The organism is Bacillus infantis (assembly GCF_050107595.1).
Classification (GTDB): Bacteria; Bacillota; Bacilli; order Bacillales; family Cytobacillaceae; genus Bacillus_AB; species Bacillus_AB infantis_C.
Map to the genome: position 1 here is coordinate 109,273 of NZ_JBNILH010000002.1, position 21,710 is coordinate 130,982.

At 43.5% G+C, this 21,710-nt stretch carries 21 protein-coding genes; 15 read left to right on the forward strand and 6 right to left on the reverse strand.

Annotation, left to right across the window (positions count from 1 at the left end; all coding sequences use genetic code 11):
* Window positions 1-561: 561 nt before the first annotated feature.
* The 6 genes from ACQCVH_RS03835 (at window position 562) to ACQCVH_RS03860 (ending at window position 7,757) form a co-directional block, all read left to right on the forward strand.
* Window positions 562-2,199: a peptide ABC transporter substrate-binding protein gene (locus ACQCVH_RS03835; RefSeq protein WP_224900136.1), complete on the forward strand. Its 1,638-nt coding sequence runs from the start codon at window positions 562-564 to the stop codon at window positions 2,197-2,199.
* 105 nt (window positions 2,200-2,304) lie between these two features.
* On the forward strand, window positions 2,305-3,240 hold the full coding sequence (locus ACQCVH_RS03840; protein WP_224900138.1) for an ABC transporter permease: 936 nt from the start codon (window positions 2,305-2,307) through the stop codon (window positions 3,238-3,240).
* A 3-nt stretch (window positions 3,241-3,243) separates the two neighbouring features.
* On the forward strand, window positions 3,244-4,161 hold the full coding sequence (locus ACQCVH_RS03845) for an ABC transporter permease (protein WP_426834524.1): 918 nt from the start codon (window positions 3,244-3,246) through the stop codon (window positions 4,159-4,161).
* A gap of 12 nt (window positions 4,162-4,173) precedes the next feature.
* Window positions 4,174-5,241 (forward strand): ABC transporter ATP-binding protein, encoded by a 1,068-nt coding sequence (locus ACQCVH_RS03850; RefSeq protein WP_426834525.1) that lies wholly within the window; start codon window positions 4,174-4,176, stop codon window positions 5,239-5,241.
* Window position 5,242: 1 nt separating this feature from the next.
* A complete protein-coding gene (locus tag ACQCVH_RS03855; protein WP_426834526.1) occupies window positions 5,243-6,178 on the forward strand; it encodes an ABC transporter ATP-binding protein in 936 nt (311 codons plus the stop codon).
* 379 nt (window positions 6,179-6,557) lie between these two features.
* Window positions 6,558-7,757, forward strand: coding sequence for a putative glycoside hydrolase (locus ACQCVH_RS03860; protein ID WP_426834527.1), 1,200 nt, complete (start codon window positions 6,558-6,560; stop codon window positions 7,755-7,757).
* A gap of 165 nt (window positions 7,758-7,922) precedes the next feature.
* On the opposite strand, the gene ACQCVH_RS03865 is transcribed toward ACQCVH_RS03860, so the two are convergent.
* A complete protein-coding gene (locus ACQCVH_RS03865; protein WP_224900150.1) occupies window positions 7,923-8,111 on the reverse strand; it encodes a hypothetical protein in 189 nt (62 codons plus the stop codon).
* Between the two features lie 260 nt (window positions 8,112-8,371).
* Between ACQCVH_RS03865 and ACQCVH_RS03870 the strand changes: the two genes are divergently transcribed.
* The 6 genes from ACQCVH_RS03870 (at window position 8,372) to pepF (ending at window position 15,727) form a co-directional block, all read left to right on the forward strand.
* On the forward strand, window positions 8,372-8,947 hold the full coding sequence (locus ACQCVH_RS03870; RefSeq protein WP_426834528.1) for a GNAT family N-acetyltransferase: 576 nt from the start codon (window positions 8,372-8,374) through the stop codon (window positions 8,945-8,947).
* Between the two features lie 432 nt (window positions 8,948-9,379).
* The gene (gene spxA, locus ACQCVH_RS03875) at window positions 9,380-9,775 is read left to right on the forward strand and encodes a transcriptional regulator SpxA (RefSeq protein ID WP_009794105.1); all 396 of its coding nucleotides are present in this window, start codon (window positions 9,380-9,382) and stop codon (window positions 9,773-9,775) included.
* Between the two features lie 365 nt (window positions 9,776-10,140).
* Window positions 10,141-10,809, forward strand: coding sequence for an adaptor protein MecA (mecA, locus tag ACQCVH_RS03880; protein ID WP_426834529.1), 669 nt, complete (start codon window positions 10,141-10,143; stop codon window positions 10,807-10,809).
* 87 nt (window positions 10,810-10,896) lie between these two features.
* Entirely contained in the window at window positions 10,897-12,414 is a 1,518-nt protein-coding gene (gene cls / locus ACQCVH_RS03885) for a cardiolipin synthase (RefSeq protein ID WP_426834530.1), read from the forward strand.
* A 134-nt stretch (window positions 12,415-12,548) separates the two neighbouring features.
* The gene (locus tag ACQCVH_RS03890) at window positions 12,549-13,793 is read left to right on the forward strand and encodes a competence protein CoiA (protein ID WP_426834531.1); all 1,245 of its coding nucleotides are present in this window, start codon (window positions 12,549-12,551) and stop codon (window positions 13,791-13,793) included.
* A gap of 104 nt (window positions 13,794-13,897) precedes the next feature.
* Complete coding sequence (gene pepF, locus ACQCVH_RS03895; protein WP_426834532.1) at window positions 13,898-15,727, forward strand: oligoendopeptidase F; 1,830 nt, start codon at window positions 13,898-13,900, stop codon at window positions 15,725-15,727.
* 637 nt (window positions 15,728-16,364) lie between these two features.
* Here pepF and ACQCVH_RS03900 read toward each other — a convergent pair.
* From ACQCVH_RS03900 to ACQCVH_RS03920, 5 genes are all read right to left on the reverse strand, one after another.
* Window positions 16,365-16,544, reverse strand: a complete 180-nt coding sequence (locus tag ACQCVH_RS03900; protein WP_257990283.1) for a hypothetical protein — start codon at window positions 16,542-16,544, stop codon at window positions 16,365-16,367.
* A 250-nt stretch (window positions 16,545-16,794) separates the two neighbouring features.
* The gene (locus tag ACQCVH_RS03905) at window positions 16,795-17,673 is read right to left on the reverse strand and encodes a ClpXP adapter SpxH family protein (RefSeq protein ID WP_426834533.1); all 879 of its coding nucleotides are present in this window, start codon (window positions 17,671-17,673) and stop codon (window positions 16,795-16,797) included.
* A complete protein-coding gene (locus ACQCVH_RS03910; protein ID WP_426834534.1) occupies window positions 17,670-18,077 on the reverse strand; it encodes a globin domain-containing protein in 408 nt (135 codons plus the stop codon). Before ACQCVH_RS03910 ends, ACQCVH_RS03905 begins: the two co-directional genes overlap by 4 nt.
* A 302-nt stretch (window positions 18,078-18,379) precedes the next feature.
* Window positions 18,380-18,994 (reverse strand): lytic transglycosylase domain-containing protein, encoded by a 615-nt coding sequence (locus ACQCVH_RS03915; RefSeq protein ID WP_426834535.1) that lies wholly within the window; start codon window positions 18,992-18,994, stop codon window positions 18,380-18,382.
* 37 nt (window positions 18,995-19,031) lie between these two features.
* Complete coding sequence (locus ACQCVH_RS03920; RefSeq protein ID WP_426834536.1) at window positions 19,032-19,628, reverse strand: CYTH domain-containing protein; 597 nt, start codon at window positions 19,626-19,628, stop codon at window positions 19,032-19,034.
* Window positions 19,629-19,750: 122 nt separating this feature from the next.
* On the opposite strand from ACQCVH_RS03920, the gene ACQCVH_RS03925 reads away from it, so the two are divergent.
* The 3 genes from ACQCVH_RS03925 to ACQCVH_RS03935 all read left to right on the forward strand — a co-directional run bounded on the left by ACQCVH_RS03925 (window position 19,751) and on the right by ACQCVH_RS03935 (window position 21,707).
* Complete coding sequence (locus ACQCVH_RS03925; RefSeq protein ID WP_426834537.1) at window positions 19,751-20,113, forward strand: UPF0738 family protein; 363 nt, start codon at window positions 19,751-19,753, stop codon at window positions 20,111-20,113.
* An 85-nt stretch (window positions 20,114-20,198) separates the two neighbouring features.
* Window positions 20,199-20,837, forward strand: coding sequence for a GTP diphosphokinase (yjbM, locus tag ACQCVH_RS03930; protein WP_318247601.1), 639 nt, complete (start codon window positions 20,199-20,201; stop codon window positions 20,835-20,837).
* A gap of 72 nt (window positions 20,838-20,909) precedes the next feature.
* Complete coding sequence (locus ACQCVH_RS03935; RefSeq protein WP_009794119.1) at window positions 20,910-21,707, forward strand: NAD kinase; 798 nt, start codon at window positions 20,910-20,912, stop codon at window positions 21,705-21,707.
* Window positions 21,708-21,710 lie beyond the last annotated feature (3 nt).

Sequence of the window (21,710 nt, forward strand, 5' to 3'; positions counted from 1 at the left end):
GAAAAAATCAAGGGAATTCGAAATCTCCCGCCTGGAAATGGTCTCAGCAAAAAAGAAAATTGTGGTAATAGTCAAGGTCCAAATGACCTTCATTCAAAGAGCAATTAAGAAAAATTTCAAAAAAATTAAAACTAGCAAACTCTTGATTTAAAAGTATTTTTTCGACAATTTTCTCAATATACCCTACATTGAAAAATAAATGCCTCTTGCAAACAAGTTTTAAAATACATATAATAAACGTAACAAATGATTCTTTACGAATTTGTAACATTCTTGCATATAGTTCTGAAAACCTATGGATGAAGAGATTGGTAGTAAGTTTATAGCTTACAAAATTTTGGCTTATCCTTTTGATTTTTCTCTCGAATTGTCAGAATAGAGGATAATCTTTGTCTTTTGAGTTATAATCTTACTATTTTTTGCTGCGCGGATAATCAGTTTATTTTTACACTTAATTTACTGACTATTTGAGCAATATTTCCAAGGCGGACAAATGTTTATGCAAGCGTGAACAGATTCCTGCAAAAGGCATTTGTGGAAATTATATAGGGGGGTAACACCGTGAACAAAAGATTATCGATCTTTTTTAGTATGTTGCTTGTTCTAAGCATGTTCCTTGCTGCGTGCAGCGGCGGCGACAAAGACAGCGGCAGCAGCAGCGACGGCGACGGAGGAAAAGACGTACCTCAGGACTTAGCGGTTAACATTAACTCTGAACCGCCTTCACTTCACCCGGGCCTTGCAAAGGATGCGACTTCCGGTACTGTTCTTCGCCAGACTTTCGAAGGTTTGACACGCATCAATCCAGATGGAAAGCCTGAAGAAGCTGCAGCAGAAAAAATTGAAGTTTCAGAAGACCAGAAGGTTTATACTTACACTTTAAGGGATGCTCAGTGGACAAATGGAGATCCTGTAACTGCTGAAGATTTTGAGTATGCTTGGAAATGGGCTCTGGACCCTGCAAACCAGTCTGAGTACGCTTACCAGCTTTACTACATCGCTGGTGGCCAGGCAGCCAATGAAGGCACTGGTTCCCTTGATGACGTTGGTGTCGAAGCAGTAGACGAAAAGACACTTAAGGTTACTCTTGAAAATCCTACTCCATTTTTCAATGAATTGACTGCATTCTATACGTACCTGCCAATCAACAGCAAGGTTGCACAAGCAAACCCTGACTGGGCAAATGATGCAGGCGACGATTACACTTCAAACGGTCCTTTCAAAATGACTGAATGGTCACACAGTGACAAGATCGTTCTTGAAAAGAATGACACTTACTGGGATAAAGACACTGTAAAGCTTAATTCTATCGAAATGATCATGGTAAATGATCCAAACACTGAATTGTCTATGCTTGACAACGGCGAGCTTGACTGGGCTGGAGCACCGACTGGAGCACTTCCGACTGATGCTATGCAAGCCCTTAAAGATGAAGACCGCCTTGTAACACAGCCTATCGCTGGTGTTTACAACTATAAATTCAACACAACTGCAGAACCTTTCAACAACGTGAATATCCGTAAGGCATTCACATATGCAATCAACCGTCAGGAGCTTATCGACAACATCCTTCAGGGTGAACAGCTTCCAGCGATGGCTATCGTTCCGCCGTCAATGTTCGCTGAAAATGAAGAAGGCTATTTTGCTGACAATGATGTAGAAAAAGCTAAAGAATTCTTGCAAAAAGGTCTTGAAGAGCTTGGCTACAAGGATGCTTCTGAGCTTCCTGCAGTAACTCTTTCTTATAACACGTCTGAAGCGCACCAAAAGATTGCTCAGGCAATCCAGGATATGTGGAAGCAAAATCTAGGCGTTGAAGTAACTCTTGATAACTCTGAGTGGGCTGTATACCTTGATAAGGTTCATGCTCTTGACTACCAGGTAGCTCGTATGGGCTGGCTTGGAGATTTCAACGATGCAATCAACTTCCTTGAGCTTTACCGTGATGCTGATGGCGGTAACAACGATACTGGATGGGAAAGCAAAGAATTCCAGGATCTGTTAGCTAAATCTGCAACAGAAGCTGATCCAGAAGCGCGCCAACAGCTGCTGAAAGATGCAGAAGCAATCTTCATGGAAGACATGCCTGTAGCTCCGATCTACTTCTACACAAACAACTGGGTTCAGGACGAAAGCCTTAAAGGCGTAGCTGTTTCCGGACTTGGCGACGTTCAATACAAATGGGCGTACTTTGAATAAGAATAGCTAATAATAATAGCTGTCTAAACGAGAGGTATATGGGGTTTTTCCCCCATATACCTTCGTTTCTGAATAGAGCAGAAATAAAATTGGAGGTGTTTGACAATGGCGAAATATATTGGAAAACGCTTAATCTATATGATTGTCTCGCTGTGGCTTATCATCACAGCAACGTTTTTCTTTATGCGCATTGCACCAGGGAATCCATTTACATCAGAGAAAAAACTGCCTCCCGAAATTGAAGCTAACCTGAATGCCCACTACGGGCTTGATCAGCCATGGTATGTTCAATATGGGGAGTATTTACTAAGAATTTTGAAATGGGATTTCGGCCCGTCTTTCAAGTATAAGAGCCAGACAGTCAATGACTTGATCAGTGAAGGTTTTCCTGTATCTCTTATGCTCGGTATTGAAGCGATCCTGATCGCTGTATCAATCGGTGTTATTTTAGGAGTCATTGCTGCACTTAAGCACAACAAGTGGCAGGACTACACTGCGATGATCGTGGCTGTTATGGGAATTTCGGTTCCGTCCTTCATCATGGCAACATTCCTTCAATATTTCCTTGCCATTAAGCTTGGCGTCTTCCCTGTAGCAAGATGGGAATCCTTTATGCACACTATATTGCCTGCATTAGCACTGGCAGCTTCGCCAATGGCATTTATTGCCCGCTTGACTCGTTCTTCCATGCTTGAAGTACTGGCGAATGATTATATCAAAACGGCTAAATCAAAAGGTTTAAGCCAGGGTGTCATTACCATAAAGCATACTATCAGAAATGCAATGCTTCCTGTTGTTTCATATATGGGCCCTCTATCAGCAGGGATCATTACAGGAAGTTTCGTAATCGAGAAAATCTTTGGTATTCCTGGGCTTGGCTCCCACTTTGTTTTAAGCATCGCAAACCGAGATTATACCGTTATTATGGGAGTTACCGTATTCTACAGTGTTATTCTGTTAGTGTCTATTCTCCTTGTCGACATTGCGTACGGACTCATTGACCCGCGCATCAAACTTGCAGGCGGGAAGAAAGGAGAGTAAATTATGGGACAGTTATCAAAAGATAAATTCAGAGTTGTTGGCACACAAGAAAATGATGCTGAAAAAATCAGTAAACCAAGCCTGTCGTTCTGGAAAGATGTTACACTTAGATTCCGAAAAAACAAGCTTGCCATGTTCGGGATTGTGCTTTTGGCCATCCTTGTATTTATGGCAATCTTTGGACCATATATGACTCCATACGATTATGCATCAAATGATCTTGGCAATAAAAATCAATCGCCATCATCTGAGCACTGGTTCGGAACAGATGATCTGGGACGCGATGTATTTGCCCGTACATGGGAAGGTGCACGAATCTCCCTGTTCATCGGTTTGGCAGCTGCTTTAATTGATCTTTTCATTGGCGTCCTATGGGGCGGCATCGCCGGATACAAAGGCGGGCGCACCGATGAATATATGATGCGTGCAGCAGATGTCCTTTATGGGATTCCTTACTTGCTGCTTGTTATCCTTCTTATGGTTGTATTAGGACAGAGTGTCGGCACGATGATCCTAGCCATGACCATTACCGGATGGATCAATATGTCCCGTATAGTTCGTGGACAAGTCCTGTCACTCAAGAATCAGGAATATGTTCTCGCTTCACGCACTTTGGGAGCAAATGTATCGCGCATCATGTTCAAGCACCTAATCCCGAATACAATGGGACCTATTCTGGTAACCATGACACTTACAGTGCCATCGGCAATCTTTACTGAAGCATTCCTTAGCTATCTGGGACTTGGTTTGACACCGCCTGTAGCGAGCTGGGGAACCATGGCAAATGACGGCCTTCCGGCACTTAGATATTATCCTTGGCGCTTGTTCTTCCCGGCAACGTTTATCTGCTTGACCATCTTTGCATTTAACGTAATCGGCGACGGACTTCGTGATGCGCTAGATCCGCGACTACGCAAATAAGGAGTGAGATAAATGGAAAAATTACTCGAAGTAAAAGATTTAAGAGTCTCATTCCAGACTTATGGAGGAGAGGTCCAGGCTGTCCGCGGCGTGTCCTTTGACCTTCATAAAGGTGAGACCCTCGCGATTGTCGGCGAGTCCGGTTCAGGTAAAAGTGTTACCTCTCAGACAATCATGAAACTGATTCCAATGCCGCCTGGCAGAATAGCTGGAGGACAAATCCTTCTTAATGGCGACGATATTGTTCCAAAATCAGAAAAGGAAATGGAAAAGATCCGCGGTAAAGAAATCAGCATGATCTTCCAGGATCCAATGACTTCCCTGAATCCGACGATGAAAATCGGCCGCCAGATTATGGAGGTGCTGATCAAGCACCAGAATATGTCATCTTCCGCTGCTAAGGAGAGGGCAACAGAACTTCTGCGCCTTGTTGGAATTCCTATGCCGGAGAAGCGTGTAAACCAATATCCACACGAATTCTCAGGCGGTATGAGGCAGCGTGCTATGATTGCCATTGCACTCGCGGCGAGTCCAAAGCTCTTGATTGCCGATGAACCTACAACAGCACTAGATGTAACAATCCAGGCTCAAATCCTTGATTTAATGAAGGATCTTCAGAGCAAGATGGATACTTCTATTATCTTCATTACCCATGACCTTGGCGTAGTTGCCAATGTAGCTGACCGTGTTGCTGTTATGTATGCCGGCCAGATTGTAGAAATGGGAACAGTTGATGAAATATTCTATGATCCGCGCCATCCATATACTTGGGGACTTCTGGCTTCCATGCCTAGTCTTGAAAATGATGGAAAGACTGAACTAACAGCTATACCTGGAACTCCTCCTGATTTGACAAATCCTCCAGCTGGAGATGCATTTGCAGCGAGGAACCAGTTTGCAATGGCCATAGATTTTGAAGAAGAACCGCCAATGTATCAAATCTCTGAAACGCACTTTGCAAAAACATGGCTGCTTCACCCGGATGCACCGGAAGTAGAACCGCCTGAAGCTGTCAAGCGCAGGATCCGCAAGCTCTCTTCCACATTCGATAAGCCCGTTTTAGTGAAGGAGGGCAAATAAAATGGCTGAAAAATTAATTGAAATTAAGAACCTCAAGCAGCACTTTAATGTCGGCCGCCCTAATATGGTAAGAGCAGTAGACGGCATTACATTTGATATCTATAAAGGTGAAACGCTCGGCCTTGTAGGCGAGTCAGGCTGCGGTAAGTCGACGACTGGGAGAACAATCATCAGACTGTACGATGCTACAGATGGACAAGTCCTTTTTGAAGGCGAGAATGTCCACGGAAGGAAATCTGCTAAAGAGCTGAAGAAGTTCAACCGCAAAATGCAGATGATTTTCCAGGATCCATACGCTTCCCTGAATCCAAGGATGACTGTAGCTGACATCATCGCTGAAGGGATTGACATCCATGGGCTTGCAGCAAGCAAGAAAGAACGGATGGAAAGAGTCTATGAACTTCTTGAAACAGTCGGCTTGAACAAAGAGCACGCTAACCGTTACCCGCATGAGTTCTCAGGCGGACAGCGCCAGCGTATCGGGATTGCCCGAGCTCTTGCCGTAGAGCCTGAATTCATTATTGCTGATGAGCCTATTTCAGCTCTTGATGTTTCCATCCAAGCACAGGTAGTAAACCTGATGAAGCAATTGCAGCGTGATAAAGGGCTGACATATCTTTTTATTGCCCATGACCTTTCCATGGTTAAATATATCAGTGACAGAATTGGGGTTATGTACTTCGGCAAGCTGGTAGAAATCGCTCCAGCTGATGATCTGTACAACAACCCGCTGCATCCATACACACAGTCCCTCCTTTCCGCCATTCCGCTTCCGGACCCGGAAACAGAGAGGACAAGAAAGCGTACAACCTATGATCCTGCTGTTCACGGCTACTCTGACAGCGATCAACTGGAAATGCGTGAAATTACACCAGGCCATTATGTTTACTGCTCTGAAAAGGAAGCTCTCCAATATAAGGCGCAATACAAAAAATAACAAAAGACGATCTCATTCCGAGATCGTCTTTTGGCTTTAAATTACATCAAAAAAGAGAACAGCAAAATTTTAGAAATATAGTTGCAGGTGATGTAAAAAGCCAAGTTGTAAAAACGATCTATTTCGGAATGTGAAGTATCACTTTACCCCTTTTTCTCATTAACGTATTTATCTTGTAATAATAATACAACATTTTGACAACAATTACTATTACAAATTTTCTATATATTCATTAATTCTACTAAAATTAAAAAATATTAGATTTCACGTGTAACAGGAAAGAGGAAAGGGAATGAGTACCATGTTGTTGCTTTTTACATATGTAAATGAAAGCAGGCTGCCTTTATAATGAATTTAAAAGGATAGAAGGGAGAAGAATATGAAGGCTTTAAAATTGACTGCGGCTGCAGCTGCTTTGTCTTCACTCATCACCATACATGCCAGTGCTGAAGAGAGTGAAATGCTGTCCAACAGCTCTATGCCCGTAAGAGAATACATAGAATTGAAAAAAGAACTGCCAGCAGCCATGGCACGATTTAAATATGATTCAGGCTACACATTTGAATATCCTGATGCTGTAAGGGGAGTCTATGTCACCGGACATTCTGCCGGAGGAGAAAAATTTAATAAGTTAGTAGACCTGATGGATAAAACCGACTTAAATGCCATGGTCATCGATATAAAGGATGACTGGGGCAATCTTACTTATATCCCTGAAGGAGAATCGCCTTACAGCTCCATCGGCAAACCCTACATAAAAGACCCTGCGAAGGTTCTGAAAACGATGGAGGAGAAGAAGATTTATCCTATTGCCCGTGTGGTTGTCTTTAAAGACAGCGTATTGGCCAATGCCAAGCCGGAATGGTCCTATAAGGATGGGAATAAGGTCTGGTCAAATGGCAGAGGAGAATCATTCGTAAATCCATTCCTGAAAGAGGTATGGGATTATAATGTCGGAATTGCCATTGAAGCTGCTAAGATGGGCTTCCAGGAAATTCAGTTTGATTATGTCCGTTTTCCTGAAGGGTTTGAAAAACGTGAAGACACTTTAACCTATTCAACTGGAAAGTATGATGGCGCTGAAGACAATGTGCAAAAAAGGGTTCAGGCTGTCACAGACTTTGTAGCCTATGCACGGGAACAGCTTGAGCCATATGATGTCCAGGTTTCCGTTGATATTTTTGGCTACAGCGCAACACTGCCGGAAGCACCGGGGATCGGCCAGAATTTCTCTAAAATATCCTCCAATGTCGATGTGATTTCTTCAATGATATATCCGAGTCACTGGACATCCTATTTCGGGATCAGCAAGCCCGATCTGGAGCCATATAAGCTTGTGGCTGAATATTCTAAGCTAGAAAAGAAGAAGCTTGCAGAGCTGGAAGAAGCACCTGTATCAAGGCCATGGCTCCAGGACTTCACGGCTTCGTGGCTGGGGGCAGGGAATTACAAGGCATACGGCAAGCAAGAGGTAGAAGCCCAGATCAAGGCCCTTAAAGACCAGGGAATCAATGAATATCTCCTTTGGAATGCAGGCAATTCCTACACAGAAGGCGTTGACTATACACCAGGGGAATAACTAGAGAGAAGCCGGGCAAATTAGCCCGGCTTCATCTCTGTTCAACGGAACGGCCTTTTTACAGGATAAGGCCGCATATGAATGAATGTTGTTTTCCAAAGAGCGTTTACAACAGGCTGTTATTTGACACAGGATCTGTATGCGGTATCATAGTATATGGCAGGATCAATTTTGCTTTCTGCCGCCTACATTTTTCCACCCAGTCTGCACCTTTGCGGATTGATCCACAAATTCGGATTTTCGTTTACCGCCGAACAGCTTCTCGCCGATTCCATTCGCTGCAACTCCAATTATAGCAGTAATTCCAATCACGAGCAGGGCAACAATCGATAAATCCGCAGCAAATTCAATCATATAAACCTCCATCTTTCTTTTCACAGCGGCGCTGAGAATGATTTGTATTGCCAAATGCCAGTGTCCCTTTCTATTTATTGTAAAAGAACGGCAGTTATTAGAAAAGGTTTATTGTATAAATACTTTGCAATTCGGCAAATTATTAGTGTATTTTTCGTGTGCGATTCCAGAGCGGGGCAATTAAGCTCTGCAACAGCCGGAGAGTGTGGAGAAAGATGGATGCTTATCGGACTGGACTATTAAATAAAAGGAGCTAAAATATGCATTGGTATGAAAAATTGAATCAATATTTCCCTATTGAAGAAATGAAGTCCCGCGAGCATATGGAAACATTGCTTAAGGAACGCGCTGAAATCTATCACAAGGACGAAGGAGATAACCATGTTCTGATGTATGTAGAACTGGATAACTTCGTCTTCATCGACTACCTGTTTGTTTCGAAGGCAGCCAGGGGACAGGGGCTGGGCCATAAACTCCTTGATAAGCTTAAGAAAAAGGAAAAGCCGATCATCCTTGAAGTAGAACCTGTCAATTATGAAGACACCGACACGGAAAAAAGGCTCAAATTTTACAAGCGGGAAGGCTTTGAGCATGCCCAGTCAATCGGATACAGAAGGCGTTCGCTGGCAACAAAGGAAATCAACAGCATGGAAATCCTTTATTGGGCCCCTGGCAATGAATCGGAAGAACTGATCTACGACAGCATGAAGCAGACGTATGAGCTGGTCCATACGTATAAAGATGCACATTTCTACGGAGAATCCTACCAGCCGGTAGAGGAAGTACTGACGTTCGAAGAAGATAAAAGTTCTGAAGATGTTCTGAAAGGGCTCTAGGAAAAATGCTGCTATTTTTGATAGCAGCATTTTCATTTTCATAAATTAATTGAGAATTAAAAATAAGGTTTACTGCCTGAAGAGTATGGGTATAAAACATATAAAGGTCATTTGCGGCATCGGGCCATTAAAAGTTCTACATAATTATGGCCATCAAGCAGGGAAAGATAGAATCTATTAAAATTTTTGAAACTTTTATCTCTCTCGTACGTCTTATATAGTAGAATGCTTTAGAAAAATGAACTGTAGAACCTTTGCATAAGTCTTTTAGCATATTTCTAAAAAGGTATACCAAATGCATCTTTAATGGTGTATAATAATTAATATAAATTACTAATTTAAAGTAATTTTAATTAAGGGTTCATATTTTCTGAGTATAATTCTTGTAAAAGATCTTTATATATGTCTAATTAAGGAGTGTGAATTTGTAAAATGGTCACATTATACACTTCACCAAGTTGCACATCTTGCAGGAAAGCGAAATCATGGCTTGAAGAGCATGAAATAGGCTATAAAGAGCGGAATATTTTTTCCGAACCCCTTTCAATTGATGAAATTAAGGAAATCCTCCGTATGACGGAAGATGGTACGGATGAAATTATCTCTACGAGATCAAAGACGTTCCAAAAACTTGACGTAAACCTCGAAACCATGCCGCTTCAAGAGCTGTTTGAATTAATTAAGGATAACCCGGGCCTGCTCCGCCGTCCAATCATTATTGACGAAAAGCGCCTTCAGGTTGGCTATAATGAAGATGAAATCAGAAGATTCCTTCCGCGTAAAGTGCGTACGTATCAGCTGCGGGAAGCACAGCGTATGGTTAACTGATGAATCAGCCTTTTATCTCTTTGAGATAAGGGGCTTTTTATTTTGCGTTTTTTATTCTTTTTCCCCTGATTAATGTATACATGACCCACACTGGCTTATCGGCAAGCTCAGTTGTTTGTACACAACTAAAATTTTTGGTAAGATTAAATGTACTAAAATGAAGCATATAGGCATACAATGGTTTTTTGAAACCTGCTTCGTTTTAATTCCCTTTATCCCCTTTTTGTCATAAAATAGGAGTATAAGGCAACAATACAGTTACCTTCCTAGAAAGATTAAAGCCAACTTTATTGGGTAAAGGATATAAACAACATCTTATGGGGGTATTTAGTCCCTTCAACAATCGCCGGAAGGGAGAGTTCTGAATGGAAATTGAACGGATTAATGATAATACTGTAAAGTTTTACATTTCTTATATTGATATAGAAGAGAGAGGCTTCGACCGGGATGAAATCTGGTATAACAGGGAGCGGAGCGAGGAACTCTTTTGGGAAATGATGGACGAAGTGCATCAGGAAGAAGAGTTCATGGTGGAAGGGCCTTTATGGATTCAGGTACAAGCTTTGGATAAAGGGCTTGAGGTGCTTGTCACCAAGGCGCAGCTTTCCAAAGACGGCCAGAAATTCGAACTTCCCGTTCCTGAGGATAAGCTGAAAGATCTGCCTGTTGAAGAGAGGATCGAGGATTTGCTGGATCAGCATTTCACAAAGCATGAAGATGAAGAAGACTCTTCTTATGAAGATAATCTTGAGTTTCTTCTGAAATTCGATGATTTTGAGGATATCATTTCCCTTTCCAAAACCTCCAGCCTTGATTCCTTGGCGACAAAGCTTTATTCATTTGAAAATAAATTTTATCTGTATGTTGAATTTCCTGACGAGGAAGATTTTGACGAAGAGCAGATTGATAATGCTTTGAGCATCCTGCTTGAGTTCGGGCATGAAACCCAGACGACGATCCACCGGATTGAAGAATACGGCAAGCTTATCATAGCTGAGGATGTATTCGGTGAGCTCAGGAAGTATTTTGATTAAACAATGCCGATTTCTGAATGAAATCGGTGTTTTCTTTGTATATAGAAGGCAGCATGATTTTGCCGGTTGGGACAGGTGACAGCAATAATGAAAAACGCCGTTAGGATTACCATATTCAGCGGATCCCTGATCTTACTACTTTTCGCAATCAATAAATTTTTTCCGGTCAATGGCGGCTTTCTGGGCTACTTCAGCCTATTGGTAACTTTATCCGTCATTTTTATTGGGTTCATCATTTTCCTTGAAAATCGACACCCCTCACAGACTTTGACCTGGCTGGTGGTTTTAGGGGGGTTTCCCCTGCTCGGCTTTATTTTTTACCTCCTTTTTGGTCGGAACTACCGGAAAGAAAAGATGTTTCGGAAAAAATACTTTTTGGATAAAGAAGCTTTCAGGAAAGTGCAGGAAAACCATGGGAGAAATTATGCTGAAAAAGTACGGCAGATGGGAGAGCATCAAAGGAAGCTTTTCCGTTTGGCTCATGAAATCGGGAACAGCCCTATCTCCTTTGCCACAAGCACAAGAATTCTTACAAATGGAGAAGAAACCTTTAATCAGATCCTGGGAGCTCTCAGGAGTGCCACCCATCATATCCATATGGAATATTATATTGTCCGGCATGATCAAATCGGGATGGAGATTAAAGAAATACTCATGCAAAAAGCGAGGGAAGGGGTTAAAGTAAAATTTTTGTATGATGCGGTGGGCTCCTGGAAAATGTCCAAGAAGTATATTCGCGATTTAAGGTCATCAGGGGTGGAGACAGTTGCATTTGGGCCAGTAAAAATGCCGCTGCTGAACAGCAAGTTCAACTTCCGCAATCACCGTAAGATCATTGTCATTGACGGCAATACAGGTTTTATGGGCGGCCTTAATATTGGTGATGAGTATCTGGGGCGCAATCCTCATTTTGGTTTTTGGCGCGATACCCATCTGATGCTCCAGGGGGAAGCGGTTCGTACACTGCAGCTCATATTTCTGCAGGACTGGTATTATATGACCAATGACAGCTTTTTGACAGCTGAATATCTGACACCGGTTCCCGAAGAAAACAATCATGGCGGGGTACAGCTGATTGCCGGGGGACCGGATAATGAATGGAGTGTCATTAAGAATATCTTCTTCTCGATGATTACTTCTGCGAAAGAATCGGTATGGATTGCCTCTCCTTACTTTATCCCTGATGAAGATATATTCACCGCCATCAAAGTGGCTGCGCTGAGCGGGGTTGATGTCCGCCTGCTGGTGCCGCATCGTCCGGATAAGCGTATTGTTTTCCATGCATCAAGATCCTATTTTCCTGAGTTGCTTGACGCAGGTGTGAAGATTTATGAGTATCAAAAGGGCTTTATGCACAGCAAGATTGTAATTGTCGACAATGAGCTGGCTTCTATCGGTACATCAAATATGGATATGAGGAGCTTTCATCTGAATTTTGAAGTCAATGCTTTCCTGTTTAAAACTCACAGTACACAAAAACTTGCTTCTGAATATCTGCTTGACCTTAATGATTCCCAGGAAATGACAAGAGCTTTATTCGGCAAGAGGCATATTGGGTACAGGCTGCTGGAATCAACTGCCCGCCTGTTGTCACCTCTGCTTTAGGTTTTTAGCCGCTAACATATGAGGAGAATGCCGCAGCAGCTGCTGCGGCATTTTTCTATGAAGGGATGATCCCTGGCAGGATATCCATTTCAAACAGCGAATTAGTAATAATGAAAAAGAAAGGAGGCGAAACTATGCTGACAGCAATCCGTAAATCAGGCCAGTATATCAATACTGCTGACTTCACGGACAGGGATTCGCTGCGTAATCTCAAAGTAAAGGAGGGCAGCTTCTATTGTCCCGTCTGCAGGAAAAAGGTAATGCTGAAGGTGGGCAGGCGGAAGATTCCCCACTTTGCCCATTATAAGGAACATTCCTGCGAAGCATCCTTTGAAAATGAATCAGAGTACCATCTGAAGGGAAAGCTTGATATTTACCGGTGGCTGATGGCCAATAATGTGCATGCCAGGCTGGAAACTTATATAAAAAGCATCAAACAGCGCCCTGATGTCTGCTTTGTTTACGGTGGAAAGAAATTTGCCGTTGAATTTCAGTGCTCTCCTATTTCGGAAACGCTGTTTGCCAGCAGGACAAGGGCTTACAGAGAGGCGGGCTTCACGCCAATCTGGATACTGGGGGGAAAAGAGATCAGGCGGACCTCAGCCAGAAAAGCAAGCTTCTCTGAGTTCCATTATTCTTTTGTCAATCGTTCATCAGATATTCCATATCACTTGCTTTCATACTGCCCCGATGCACAGAGTTTTATTTTCCTCTCCAATATCTGCCCGCTCACGACCCGTAATGCCCTGACAGACTTCTCTGTCATACCGCTGCATGAAATGAAACTTCCAAGTCTAATAACTCCCCAATGGATTGTCCGTTTTCCGCCGGCAGGCTGGCATAAGGAAATCTCCAGGCTGCTGCAAACTTATACGCTGACTCCCAACACATTCAAACATCCCTTCTATTTGGCCATATATCAAGCTGGACTAAATATCTCACTGCTTCCGCCGCATATCGGCATTCCTGTCCGCCATTCTCCATGGATTTCGACACCTCCGCTTGTCTGGCAGGGGTATCTGCATACTGACTGTTTCATAGGCCTGGAACCCGGAGGAAAGGTGACTGAGAATGAAATCCTGCAGTCACTGAAGCGGCGGATAGGGGCTGGCGATGTGAAAGTCAGGATGCTCCCCCTTGCAGAAGGAGAATACACCATGGCTATCACAGAATATTTAAGCCATTTGTCATCCTCCGGTATCCTTCAGTTTGAAGGAGGAGGGAAGTACAGGCTCGCACAGGAGTGGACAGTCCCTAAGACAATGAGTGAAGCCGGACTACTGAGGATGCGCTTTTATACAGGAATGGAGAGAGCGGAAGACACTCGCATCCCAAATGAAATGGGGAATAATGAAAACAGCATCACTGACATACAATAAGGGGAGATTTATAATAAAGAAGGAATTTCCCTTTAAAGGTAGAAATAACTAGTAAACCGATTTTTTATTCGGACCACGAAATAAATGAAATGGAGGATATAGACATGGCAAATGAAACTGCAGTAAAGAAATTGCCTTCAAGAAGTGAAATAAAGACCGAAGACACATGGAGGCTTGAAGATATTTTTTCAAATGACGATGCCTGGGAAAAAGAATTCAAGGAAGTTAAGCAGCTGCTTCCTGAAGCAGGCGGGTTCCAGGGCAAATTGGGGGACAGTGCAGACAAGTTATATGAAGCCCTTCAATACCAGGATCATCTGCTTGAAAGGCTGGGCAGGCTCTACTCATATGCCCATATGAGATATGACCAGGATACGACCAATTCCTTTTATCAGGGACTGGATGACCGCATTAAAAATCTCTATTCTCAGGCAGCGAGCAGCCTGGCCTATATTGTGCCCGAGATCCTGGCAATTGATGAAGAGAAAATCAGCAGCTTCCTAAACGAAAAAGAAGAGCTGAAGCTATATGAGCATTCTTTGGAGGAAATTAATCTTCAAAGGCCGCATGTATTATCTGCAGAAGCAGAAGCCCTGCTTGCTCAGGCTTCAGAAGTCCTTGATGCACCAGGGAACACGTTTGGCATGCTGAATAATGCCGATCTTGAATTTCCATCCATTAAAGATGAGAACGGGGAAGAAGTCGAGGTTACGCATGGCCGCTATATCCGTTTCCTGGAGAGCGACGACCAGCGTGTCCGCAGGGATGCCTTCAAAGCGGTGTATGATACTTACGGAAAGTTCAAAAATACTTTTTCGAGCACCTTGAGCAGCAATGTCAAAAAAGACAATTTCTATGCCCGTGTCAGGAATTACGATTCTGCGCGCCACGCTGCACTTTCGGATAATAATATCCCTGAAAGCGTCTATGAAAATCTGGTCAATACGGTCAACGACAACCTCCATCTTCTCCACCGCTACATTAAGCTGAGAAAAGAGGTCCTGGGCCTTGAAAAGCTTCATATGTATGATCTCTTCACACCGCTTGTCAAAGATGTGAAGATGGAAATTCCATATGATGAAGCGAAGGATTATGTTTTAAAAGGGCTGGAGCCGCTGGGAGAGGAATATCTTTCCGTATTAAAGGAAGGGTTTGAAAACCGCTGGGTCGATGTCCATGAGAATAAAGGAAAAAGAAGCGGGGCTTACTCTTCAGGTGCATATGGCACAAATCCATATATTCTGATGAACTGGCAGGACAATGTGAATAATCTGTTCACCCTTGCGCATGAATTCGGGCATTCTGTCCATAGCTACTATACAAGAAAAACGCAGCCATATCCTTATGGCAATTATTCAATCTTTGTGGCAGAGGTGGCTTCCACATGCAATGAAGCCCTGCTTAACGACTATCTGCTGAAAACGATCGATGATGACCAAAAAAGGCTGTATCTGCTGAACCATTATTTAGAAGGATTCAGGGGCACGGTGTTCCGCCAGACAATGTTCGCGGAATTCGAACATCAGATCCACCAGAAAGCCCAAAATAATGAGGCGTTGACTGCTGATGCCCTGACCCAGGACTATTATGAGCTGAACAAAAAGTATTTCGGAGAAGAAGATATTATCATCGACGAGGAAATCGGGCTGGAATGGTCCCGGATCCCTCATTTCTATTACAATTACTATGTTTATCAATATGCTACAGGCTTCAGCGCCGCAACTGCACTAAGCAAGCAGATCCTCGAGGAAGGCGAGCCGGCTGTTGAAAGGTATATCAACTTCCTGAAAGCAGGAAGCTCGGATTACCCGATCGAAGTGCTGAAAAAAGCGGGTGTGGACATGACAAGCCCTGCTCCGATAGCAGATGCCTGCAAAGTATTCGAGGAGAAGCTGAATGAAATGGAGGCACTATTGAAGAGGGTTAAGCAGTAAAACAGAGAAGCGGGTGGAGAGTTCTCTTTTGAAGTGCAAAACATGAGAAAACTACTCAAAGAGCATGTTAAATCGCATATGATTTAGCATGCTTTTTTTATCGGTATGAAGAAATGCTGCAGATGAAGCATTTTTATGTCCTGATGCGTGTAGAAGTGGTAAAAGTGGAGGTTTTGAGTGGGAGTGGGGTGCTGAATCTGGGAAATTGGCGCTTTTTTGTTTGGACGGTGTGGTTGGACGGGGGTTCAGTGGCCGGTTATTTGCGAGTTTGAAAGGATATTTGCGAGATTTTATTTATAATTGCGACTTTTAGGATATAATTGCGACTTTGCTGAGTTTATTTGCAGGTTTTCATTTTTATTTGCGAGTAGGGGTTGGAGTGCCTGCCAAAGTTGAGCGGGTGTCTGGCAGGAAGGGGGCTGCTGCAGGACGGATATTAGCAGCTTTTCCGGTTTATTAGCAACTTTCCAGGTATATTAGCAGCTTCCGCCATATATTAGCAACTTTTCAATTATACTAGCAGCTTCCGCAAAATATTAGCAGCTCTGCCACACCCTCACCTCGTTCCCAGGCACCATCCCCCGCAAAAAATTGTCCACACCAGCTTTCAAAACACATCCTCCGGTTTGAAATTTTGCTAAAAGCCTTTAAACCGCCTCCTTTCATTTATATACAGTACCAGGATTAGTAGGGCCAGGAATAAGAGCGGTGAGGTGATGATGAGGGGCAGCATCTTCATGAGGCCCAATATATTCAAAATGAAAGCAGCAGCGACTGCCAGTATGATCAGAAATAAGATGGCTTTGCTTTTAAGCATACTTAACCTCCTGGTTATGGTTTCAGGTTTCAGGGCTTGTATATGTATATGCAAAAAGCGGGGGATAATTTCGTGACAATTTTGTGAAGAGATGAACAATCTAATGTTCATTCTGCAGCCAGTATGATATGATATATTTGTGACATAGTTCACAAACGATCAAACCCCCTTTCTATTATTGAAACATAAAACTCCCATCCTGAAATATAAGAAAAGCCCTGCAGATGCAGGGCTTTTCTTATATCCTGTGTTATTCTCCTGAATATCTCCAAAAGGTTCCGTATTTTGCAGGAAGCTGTTCGACCAGCTGCTTTAATTGGAGTTTTTTCATTTCTTTTTCCACCTGGGAAACCGTCATATTGTAGACAACTGATATTTCCTTGGTTGCTACCAGCTTAAAATACTTCAGGAATGCTTCCAGGGAAGGCGGCTCAGAAGGTTCAGGCTTCATCTGAAGCATTTCTTCAATGATCTGCACATACACCTCATAAGGATAATATCCAGTGACTTTAATACCTTCATCTTCAATATTTTCATTAAAAAATACAAGAGTAGGTATTTCCTGTACATCCATTTCTGATGTGATTTTCAAGTCACACTGAAAAGCTTTAGCTGCGCTGTCTGAGTGGATATCAGCAACAAATTCGACAACATCAAGTCCGACACTCTGTGCACAGGATTTGAGTACATCGAAGTTTGAAACATTCTGCTTTTCAAGGAAAAGCACCTCCTGCAGCTTCCGCAGAAAGCGGATTCCTGCTTTTCTTCCCTGCAGCTCGGCTGCCTTTATAGCAATGGAAGCCAGATGCGGGGATGAGACCGGGTTTTCAAACCAGAGATTGCCATCACATGACATCCCTGAACGGCTTGCGGTTTTTTCCCAATAGTCCGCGAGGCTTTCCAGCTTCTGCTTCCTTCCCATGTTAAGGGAGGCAAGCCTGCCGCTAAGGACATGCTTAAAGGAAAAGTAGCTTCCATACTCTATCATCAGTTTCTTAATAATCGGTTCCAGCGCCCAGCACTCGGGACAGATAGGATCGACGAACATATAAATCTCAATCCGCTTTTTCTCGCTGCCCTGGCAATGAGGAGATGCATAAATGAATTGAGATGTTTCTTTTTCCCTCACTTGCTCTCACCTTTCATCATATCTTTTTCTGGTGTATTGATCATATGCTGTGCCGTTAATGCGAGCCGGGAGAAGAAATGCTGCCTGAAGTCGCCTTCTAATCCTGTTTCATCCATAGCCTGTTCCATGCATGACAGCCATGCCTTTGCCCTTGTTTCCGTAATTTTGAAGGGGAGGTGGCGGGCTCTTAGCATAGGGTGCCCATGTTCGGAAGTATATAAAGCAGGTCCTCCAAGATATTGAGTCAGGAACTGCTTTTGCTTTCTGGCCGTTTCAGTTAAATCATCAGGGAAGATAGGAGCGAGATCAGGGTGCTGTCCAACCAGGCTGTAAAAAACATCAACAAGCCGGTGAAGTTTTTCTTCGCCAATAGCATCGAACGGTACAGTCATTTTCTCGGCCATTATAAAAACTCCTTTTCGAGTTTAATGAGTAAGTTTCCAAAAGATTCGTTATAGCAGGAACATAATTTTTTTCTTTTAGTTCCTCTGCTTTCTTTATTTTAACAACGCCCTTTTTATATCTCAAACAAATAGCTTGAAGACAAGCAGAACAAAGTGGCGGCATTCATTACTTTAACCAATATCACGGAATATTTCCAGCGTGAGCCATTGTCAGGTCAATATGAGGGGGAAAAGGGGCTTTTTTTCCGTAAAAAAAGCCTTTTGCAGAGCCTGGGGCTGCAAAAGGCTTACTCGCAATTTCATCAAGAGAAGAAGCTGCCGGTTACTTTTTTTACATAGTTCAAAGTTTCTTTAAAAGGAGGGATGCCTCCGTATTTATCAACATTTCCCGGGCCTGCATTGTATGCTGCAAGCGCCTTTTCAATGTTTCCGCTATACCTGTCCATCATTTCCCGTAAATATTTGCTGCCGCCTAAGATATTGTCACGGGGATCAAATATATTTTTGACGCCAAGGCCTTTGGCTGTTTCCGGCATGAGCTGCATCAGCCCGGAAGCGCCAGCAGCACTGGTAGCCCCGGGATTAAAGTTGGATTCCTGCTTGATGACGGAATGGATGAGCTTGGCAGGAAGCTTGTACAGCTCTGCTGCCTCATTGATAATTTCTGAAAAAGGTTCTCCATTTCCGCCTGAAAGCTTAGTAAAGCTGGCAGGGGGCAGGGCGGCAGCCATTTTTCCAGACAGGAATGTTTCAGCTCCCGCTTCCGTCTGAACCTTTGGTGCATCATCTGCTGTCATCATCTCATTCATGATGCTGGTAAAGACACTGCCCAATCCGGAGTCTGAAGGGGCACTGTTTCCGCCGAAATTCTGGAGGGCCTGGAGTTCAAGCATCACTTTCAGTTGGTCAATGTTCATTGATGGCTCCTTTTATATAACTGCCAAAGCTGTTTAATCATTCAGCAGTGTTCATTTTTAATTTTTGACGGTAAAACCTCTTAATTTTATTTTCGGTCTTTCTTTCAGGAATGTTTAGTTGTTTCAGGAAAAGGATAAAATCCTTCTTTCCTTTCTCGCTGTCACCTACCTCATATTCTAATTCATAATCCTCGCAATTTAAATAGGAACTATGGTCGAGAACCATCAGGCCGCCTTTATAAGTTCTTTCGGCCCGTCTGGTAGAGAGGGACCCAAAGTATTCGAGTTCAGCAACAGGAATACGCATGGTTTCCAGTGCTTCTTTTATAAGGCCGTCCGGAATGGCTCCTGTCTGCATGCAGGCATCCGCTTCCATTTGCGAAAGCTGTATATTTGTCTCCAGCAGGCCTTCGTCAGCCGGCTGCTTGAGCGTCATTTCATATGTCCCGTTTTTCATGCGGATCCTTAACGCGCTCATTTTATCCTTGAGTGTAAAGTCCGGTGTATCAAAATAATGGTTTTCCTGCGTGAAAAAATCTGCCGGTTTAAATTGCAGGAGGGCTGCCGCCTTCTCAAATTCATGCTGTTCAAGCATGTTCTTGAATTCTATTTCAATGTGCTGTGAATGGCTCATATCATTTGTGCTCCTCTGAGTATAGTCAGATTTATTATCTCTTTCTTTCAGCCAGACTTCAATTCTTAGGATATAGAAACAACCTGTGATAAAATAAGGGGGAGTATTGGAGGTTGGAATTCATGAATAAAAAAATAGACATAATTAAGGCGGCACTGACAGAAACGAAGGAGCTGCTGCTGGAAACAGAACAGGATATTAATGGGCTTAAGGCGAATGGACAGATGCTGGTTGATTCAGATAATCTGGCATTTGTTTATATTGCGGAAAGCAATGATGAATATACATACATAGTCCTTTCGGAAGGCACATGGTCCGTGATGAGCCAGGCGCTTGCCGCAGGGGCGGATGCCTTGCTGGCAAACGGTCCCGACAGGCTGCCCCTTCCGCAATTCAGGGAGGAACTCGGCTATCTGATCGAGAATATTAAAGGCAACAGCAATTATGGAGATGAAATGGTGGCAAAAGTAGAAGCCGCCTTCTGACAAGCGCAGTAGCCCCCGGCAAGAGGCTGGTGCACCGCGGCCTTCCTCCGAAAAATAGAGAAAATGGGATGAGGTGAAGATGCGCATGAAGCATTGGGATCAATTTTTAGCACCTTATAAGCAGGCTGTCGAGGAATTGAAGGTGAAACTGAAAGGGATGAGAGGCCAGTTCGAACTGGATTCCTCAAATTCCCCGATTGAATTTGTGACAGGCAGGGTAAAGCCGATTGCGAGCATATTGGATAAAGCCAATCAAAAAGGGATCCCGCTTGATAAGCTGGAAACCGAGATGCAGGATATCGCTGGCTTGAGGATGATGTGCCAGTTTGTGGATGACATAAAGCTTGTAGTTGAAATGCTCCGCCGCAGGAACGATTTCGAGCTGATAGAGGAAAGGGATTATATATCCCACAAAAAGGCAAGCGGCTACCGTTCCTATCATGTTGTCATAAGGTATCCTGTCCAAACGATCAATGGCGAGAAAAAAATCCTGGTTGAAATCCAGATCAGAACTCTGGCCATGAACTTTTGGGCGACCATAGAACACTCATTGAATTATAAATACCGCGGCCAATTCCCGAAGGATATACAGATGAGGCTGAAAAGGGCAGCTGAGGCTGCCTTTCGCCTGGATGAAGAAATGTCCCTGATCAGAGGAGAAATACAGGATGCACAGGCGTTCTTCACCCGGAAGAAAGAGCATCAGAAGGAAGGCGGAAGCTGACGGCGGCAAGACTTATGTCCGGCAGCCGGTCAAGGGGCAACCAGCGATTTTGAAAAGGAGAGAAAAAGCATAATGAAATTTGCCATTACGTCTAAAGGCGACTCCAAATCAAATACACTTATGCATAAAATGAAAACGTATTTACTGGACTTTGATTTAATATATGATGAGGATCAGCCGGATATTGTTGTATCCATAGGCGGGGATGGCACGCTTCTCTATGCTTTCCACCGGTACAGCAGCAGGCTGGAAAAAACGGCTTTCGTCGGAATACATACAGGACATCTTGGCTTTTATGCTGATTGGGTGCCGGAAGAAATCGAAAAGCTGGTGATTGCCATTGCCAAAACGCCGTACCAGGTGATTGAATATCCGCTTCTTGAAGTGATCATCCGCTATCAGCATGGAGGAAGGGAAACGAGATATCTGGCCTTGAATGAGTCGACAGTCAAGAGCATCGAAGGAACACTGGTGATGGATGTTGAAATCAGAGGACAGCATTTCGAGCGCTTCAGGGGAGACGGGCTTTGCCTGTCCACACCATCAGGAAGTACGGCTTATAATAAAGCGCTTGGAGGAGCGATCCTCCATCCTTCTCTTCCTGCCATCCAGTTTGCGGAAATGGCTTCCATCAATAACCGGGTATTCAGGACGCTTGGTTCGCCTCTTGTTCTCCCGGCCCATCATACATGCATGCTAAAGCCGGTCAATGTACCGGATTTCCAGATCACGATCGATCATTTGACGCTCCTGCACAAGGATGTAAAGTCGATCCAGTTCAGGGTGGCGGATGAAAAGATCAGGTTTGCCCGTTTCCGTCCATTCCCATTCTGGAAAAGGGTCCATGATTCATTTATTACCGACAACTAAGAA

What these genes read in the sequence shown, in the direction of transcription:
- ACQCVH_RS03855 (WP_426834526.1), top strand. Translation starts at nt 5,243, where the DNA reads ATGGCTGAAAAATTAATTGAAATTAAGAACCTCAAGCAGCACTTTAAT.
- ACQCVH_RS03860 (WP_426834527.1), top strand. Translation starts at nt 6,558, where the DNA reads ATGAAGGCTTTAAAATTGACTGCGGCTGCAGCTGCTTTGTCTTCACTC.
- ACQCVH_RS03935 (WP_009794119.1), top strand. Translation starts at nt 20,910, where the DNA reads ATGAAATTTGCCATTACGTCTAAAGGCGACTCCAAATCAAATACACTT.
- ACQCVH_RS03915 (WP_426834535.1), bottom strand. Translation starts at nt 18,994, where the DNA reads ATGAACATTGACCAACTGAAAGTGATGCTTGAACTCCAGGCCCTCCAG.
- ACQCVH_RS03850 (WP_426834525.1), top strand. Translation starts at nt 4,174, where the DNA reads ATGGAAAAATTACTCGAAGTAAAAGATTTAAGAGTCTCATTCCAGACT.
- ACQCVH_RS03910 (WP_426834534.1), bottom strand. Translation starts at nt 18,077, where the DNA reads ATGGCCGAGAAAATGACTGTACCGTTCGATGCTATTGGCGAAGAAAAA.
- mecA (WP_426834529.1), top strand. Translation starts at nt 10,141, where the DNA reads ATGGAAATTGAACGGATTAATGATAATACTGTAAAGTTTTACATTTCT.
- ACQCVH_RS03890 (WP_426834531.1), top strand. Translation starts at nt 12,549, where the DNA reads ATGCTGACAGCAATCCGTAAATCAGGCCAGTATATCAATACTGCTGAC.
- ACQCVH_RS03920 (WP_426834536.1), bottom strand. Translation starts at nt 19,628, where the DNA reads ATGAGCCATTCACAGCACATTGAAATAGAATTCAAGAACATGCTTGAA.
- spxA (WP_009794105.1), top strand. Translation starts at nt 9,380, where the DNA reads ATGGTCACATTATACACTTCACCAAGTTGCACATCTTGCAGGAAAGCG.
- ACQCVH_RS03900 (WP_257990283.1), bottom strand. Translation starts at nt 16,544, where the DNA reads ATGCTTAAAAGCAAAGCCATCTTATTTCTGATCATACTGGCAGTCGCT.
- ACQCVH_RS03865 (WP_224900150.1), bottom strand. Translation starts at nt 8,111, where the DNA reads ATGATTGAATTTGCTGCGGATTTATCGATTGTTGCCCTGCTCGTGATT.
- ACQCVH_RS03925 (WP_426834537.1), top strand. Translation starts at nt 19,751, where the DNA reads ATGAATAAAAAAATAGACATAATTAAGGCGGCACTGACAGAAACGAAG.
- ACQCVH_RS03845 (WP_426834524.1), top strand. Translation starts at nt 3,244, where the DNA reads ATGGGACAGTTATCAAAAGATAAATTCAGAGTTGTTGGCACACAAGAA.
- yjbM (WP_318247601.1), top strand. Translation starts at nt 20,199, where the DNA reads ATGAAGCATTGGGATCAATTTTTAGCACCTTATAAGCAGGCTGTCGAG.
- pepF (WP_426834532.1), top strand. Translation starts at nt 13,898, where the DNA reads ATGGCAAATGAAACTGCAGTAAAGAAATTGCCTTCAAGAAGTGAAATA.
- ACQCVH_RS03840 (WP_224900138.1), top strand. Translation starts at nt 2,305, where the DNA reads ATGGCGAAATATATTGGAAAACGCTTAATCTATATGATTGTCTCGCTG.
- cls (WP_426834530.1), top strand. Translation starts at nt 10,897, where the DNA reads ATGAAAAACGCCGTTAGGATTACCATATTCAGCGGATCCCTGATCTTA.
- ACQCVH_RS03870 (WP_426834528.1), top strand. Translation starts at nt 8,372, where the DNA reads ATGCATTGGTATGAAAAATTGAATCAATATTTCCCTATTGAAGAAATG.